A 4,273-nucleotide genomic window follows, 5' to 3' on the forward strand; every position below is an offset into this window, starting at 1 on the left:
CCGCGCTGCTGGTGGCCGCGGCCGTCGCCTTCCCGCTGTACTGGATGGTGCTCTCGGCCCTCAAACCGGCCGGCGAGGTGCAGTCGGCCCGGCCGCGGCCGTGGACGCTGGAGCCGTCCCTGGACGCCTTCCGGCGGGTCTTCGAGCAGCACGACTTCGGGCGCTACTTCCTCAACAGCCTGTTCGTCGCGGGCGTCGTCGTCATCGCCTCGGCGCTCATCGCCTTCCTGGCCGCGACCGCGGTGACCCGTTTCCGCTTCAAGTACCGCACCACCCTGCTGATCATGTTCCTGGTGGCGCAGATGGTGCCGGTCGAGGCGCTGACCATCCCGCTGTTCTTCCTGATGCGCGACGTGGGCTCGGCCGTGCCGGGCCTCGGTCTGAACACCCTGGGCTCGCTGATCCTGCCGCACCTCGCCTTCTCGCTGCCGTTCGCGATCTGGATGCTGCGCGGCTTCGTCAAGGCCGTCCCGCAGGCGCTGGAGGAGGCGGCGTTCATCGACGGCGCGAGCCGCACCCGCTTCCTGTGGCAGATCCTCTTCCCGCTGGTGTTCCCCGGCCTGGTGGCGACGAGTGTCTTCTCCTTCATCTCCACCTGGAACGACTTCCTGTTCGCGAAGTCGTTCATCATCAGCGCCACCGAGAACTCCACCCTGCCGATGGCGCTGCTGGTCTTCTTCAAACCGGACGAGAACGACTGGGGCGGGATCATGGCGGCCTCGACCGTGATGACGGTGCCCGTCCTGGTCTTCTTCGTCCTCGTCCAGCGACGGCTTGTTTCGGGTCTCGGCGGAGCGGTGAAGGACTGATCTCATGACCGGCATGGCTGACACAGCGGGCACGACGAACACGGAAGGCACGGCGGACCCCTCCGGCACCGGCCTGGTCCCGGCGCCCCGGCACCTCGACACGGCGGGCCGCTCCGGTCCGTACCGCGACACCGTGCGGACCCGGACCGACCCGGAGCTGGCGGCGCGGCTCGGCCCCGAGGGCTACCGGCTCACCACCGGACCCGACGGCGCGGACATCACGGGAGGCGGCGAGGCCGGTGTCTTCTGGGCGCGGCAGACCCTGCGGCAGCTGCTCGGGCCGGACGAGTTCCGCCGCGCGCGCATCCGCCCGGCGGCGGAGCGCACCGTGCCGTACGTGACGATCGAGGACGCCCCGCGTTTCCGCTGGCGCGGCCTGATGCTGGACGTCGCCCGGCACTTCATGCCCAAGCACGGGGTGCTGCGCTACGTCGACCTGATCGCCGCGCACAAGCTCAACGTGCTGCACCTGCACCTGACCGACGACCAGGGCTGGCGGATCGAGATCGAACGCCACCCGCGGCTCACCGAGGTCGGTGCCTGGCGGGAGCGCACGAAATACGGCCACGTGGCCTCGCCGCTGTGGGAGAACAAGCCGCACGGCGGCTGGTACACGAAGGACGACCTGCGCGAGATCGTCGCCTACGCGGCCGAGCGGCACATCACCGTCGTCCCGGAGATCGACATCCCCGGCCACTCGCAGGCCGCCATCGCCGCCCACCCGGAACTCGGCTGCACCGGCGAGCAACTGCCGGTCTGGGACACCTGGGGCATCAACGAGAACGTGCTCGCCCCGACCGAGGAAACCCTGCGTTTCTACGAGGAGGTGCTGGAGGAGGTCCTGGAGATCTTTCCGGCACCTTTCGTGCACATCGGCGGCGACGAGTGCCCGAAAGGGCAGTGGCGAACGTCACAGGCCGTGCAGGCGCGCATCGCCGAGCTGGGACTGCGGGACGAGGACGAGCTGCAGAGCTGGTTCATCGGCCACTTCGACCGCTGGCTCGCGGACCGCGGCCGGCGCCTCATCGGCTGGGACGAGATCCTGGAGGGCGGCCGCCCGGACGGCCCGGCGGGCACGGGGCTGAGCCGCGGGGCCGCCGTCGCGTCCTGGCGCGGCTACGCGGGCGGCATCGCCGCCGCACGGGCCGGACACGACGTCGTCATGTGCCCGCAGGAGCACGTCTACCTCGACCACCGGCAGGCACCGGGCGACGACGAGCCGATGCCCATCGGCTACGTCCGCACCCTGGAGGACGTCTACCGCTTCGAGCCCGTACCGCCGGGCCTCGGCGAAGAGGAGGCGGCGCGCGTCCTCGGCACCCAGGCCAACGTGTGGACCGAGGTGATGGAGAACGAGCAGCGCGTCGACTACCAGGTCTTCCCGCGGCTCGCCGCCTTCGCCGAGGTCGCCTGGTCCGCCCTCCCGCCGTCCGCCGAACGGGACTTCGCCGGCTTCGAGAGCCGGATGACCGCGCACTACGCGCGCCTGGACGCCCTCGGGGTCGGATACCGGCCGCCCGCCGGCCCCCTCCCCTGGCAGCGCAGGCCGGTCCCGGAAGGCGTCAGCACGCTCGGCAGGCCCAAGGACGGGGCACCCCCGATCGTGTGAGCCGCGGCCCGCCCGGCGCGACCGGACCGTCCGCGCGCGGACCTCCGGAACCCCGGGCGGGCCATGGACGTTGACCGGACAAGAACGGTCCAAGAGCGGCAAACCGCCCGGACGGGGGACAGGGCAGAAAAGCGGACCTTCCGCCATCGCGGGTAGGAATCCATCCTTCGCCGACCTCCGCGCCGAGGGGCTGCGATGATGTGCCAGAGTTGCCACGTCCGGGCTGTGAGCACGTAGCGTACGGCGAACAGGCGGGACAACCGGGAAGGGGCAGCTGGGTTGACCACGCACGCACCGCGGACGGCGCGGACGGTGACGTTGCCGGTCTCGCTCGACGAGGCCGTGGCGGCGCTGGCCGCCATGCCGACGGCCGTCCCCGTCGCAGGCGGGACGGACCTCATGGCCTCGGTCAACTCCGGTCTGCTGCGGCCGGCCGGACTGGTGGGCCTGGGCCGGATCAGCGAGACGCGCGGCTGGCAGTACCAGGACGGGCACGCGCTGCTCGGCGCGGGGCTCACCCACGCCCGAATGGGCCGCCCCGACTTCGCCGCGCTGATCCCGGCGCTGGCCGCCGCCTCGCGCGCCGCCGGGCCGCCGCAGATCCGCAACGCCGGCACCCTTGGCGGCAACATCGTCACCGCGGCGCCCACCGGGGACTCGCTGCCCGTGCTGGCCGCTCTCGAAGCCACCGTGATCATCGCCGGACCGGACCACGCCCGCCGCGAGATCCCGGTCAGCCACCTCCTCGCGGGCATGGACATGCTGCGCCCCGGCGAACTCGTCGGCTTCGTCCGGGTGCCGCTGCTGCACGCCCCGCAGACCTTCCTCAAGGCCACCGGCCGCACCGGCCCCGGCCGGGCCACCGCCTCCGTCGCGCTGGTCCTCGACCCCGCCCGGCGCAGCGTCCGTTGTGCCGTCGGCGCGGTCGCCCCGATGCCCCTGCGCCCGCTGGAGGCGGAGCGCTGGGTCGCCGGGCTGATCGACTGGGACGGCGAGCGCGGCCTCGCCCCCGAGGCCTGCACGGCCTTCGGGGAGTACGTCGCGGGCGCCTGCATCCCCGACCCGGCCCCCGGCGAGGACGGCTCCGAGCCCCCCGCCCTGCCGCCGGCCGTGCTCCACCTGCGGCGTACGGTGGCCGCACTGGCCCGCCGAGCTCTGGGGAGGGCGCTCGCATGAGTTCCGACAAGCCGCGGCAGCAACAGCCCCGGCAGCAGCAACAGCCGCAACAGCAGCACCCGGACGGAACGCCGGCGGGCGGCTGGCAGCCGATAGCTCAGGGCGGCGAGTACGACTCCGACGCCACGGCCTTCGTACAGCTCCCGGAGAGCCTGCTCGACCCCGCCGCCGGTCCGCCCGGCCGCGAACCCCTCGCGGCGCCCGGGCACGGCTACACCCCGCCGCCGATCGCCGCCACGGACGCCGCCGACCCCTCGGCGCCGGGTCCGTGGACGATGCCGTACGCCGACGCGGACCAGGCCGGCGGCGCGCACTGGCAGTCCGGGCCCGGCTCGGTCTCCGGCCACGGCGCACCGTCACCGGGCCACTGGGCCGGCCCGGACAGCGGCGGGGCGGAGGGCACCGGGCAGGGCGGCGACGCCCCGTGGACGGTGCCGCCCGCGGCCGACGACGTGCCCGACGAGTCCGGCGAGTACCTCGTGGGCGGCGCGGGCCCCGCCGCGCCCGGACAGTGGAACTTCCCCAGCGCCCCGAGCCGGGAGACCGGCCGGCCCGGCCCCGGCACCGCTCCCGGTGAGGGCTGGGACGGGACCGGAACCGGCGGGCACCAGCAGCCCCAGCAGTGGGGGTACGTCCCGGAGAACGGCCACGCGCCCGCCGTCCCGGGCGGCCCCGCCAC

The 4,273-nt window shown here is 73.8% G+C and carries 3 protein-coding genes and 1 pseudogene; all 4 read left to right on the top strand.

Annotation, left to right across the window (positions count from 1 at the left end):
- Positions 1–809 (top strand): carbohydrate ABC transporter permease (locus GCU69_RS07860; protein ID WP_156205503.1); only part of this gene is annotated, 809 nt, incomplete at its 5' end.
- Between the two features lie 4 nt (positions 810–813).
- Complete coding sequence (locus tag GCU69_RS07865) at positions 814–2,418, top strand: beta-N-acetylhexosaminidase (protein ID WP_156205504.1); 1,605 nt, start codon at positions 814–816, stop codon at positions 2,416–2,418.
- A 279-nt stretch (positions 2,419–2,697) separates the two neighbouring features.
- A complete protein-coding gene (locus GCU69_RS07870; protein WP_098752127.1) occupies positions 2,698–3,594 on the top strand; it encodes an FAD binding domain-containing protein in 897 nt (298 codons plus the stop codon).
- A pseudogene (locus GCU69_RS07875) lies at positions 3,591–4,273 on the top strand (hypothetical protein); the annotation flags it as partial. The gene GCU69_RS07870 and the pseudogene GCU69_RS07875, both read left to right, overlap by 4 nt.

Source organism: Streptomyces lycii (genome assembly GCF_009735685.1).
Lineage (GTDB): Bacteria > Actinomycetota > Actinomycetes > Streptomycetales > Streptomycetaceae > Streptomyces > Streptomyces lycii.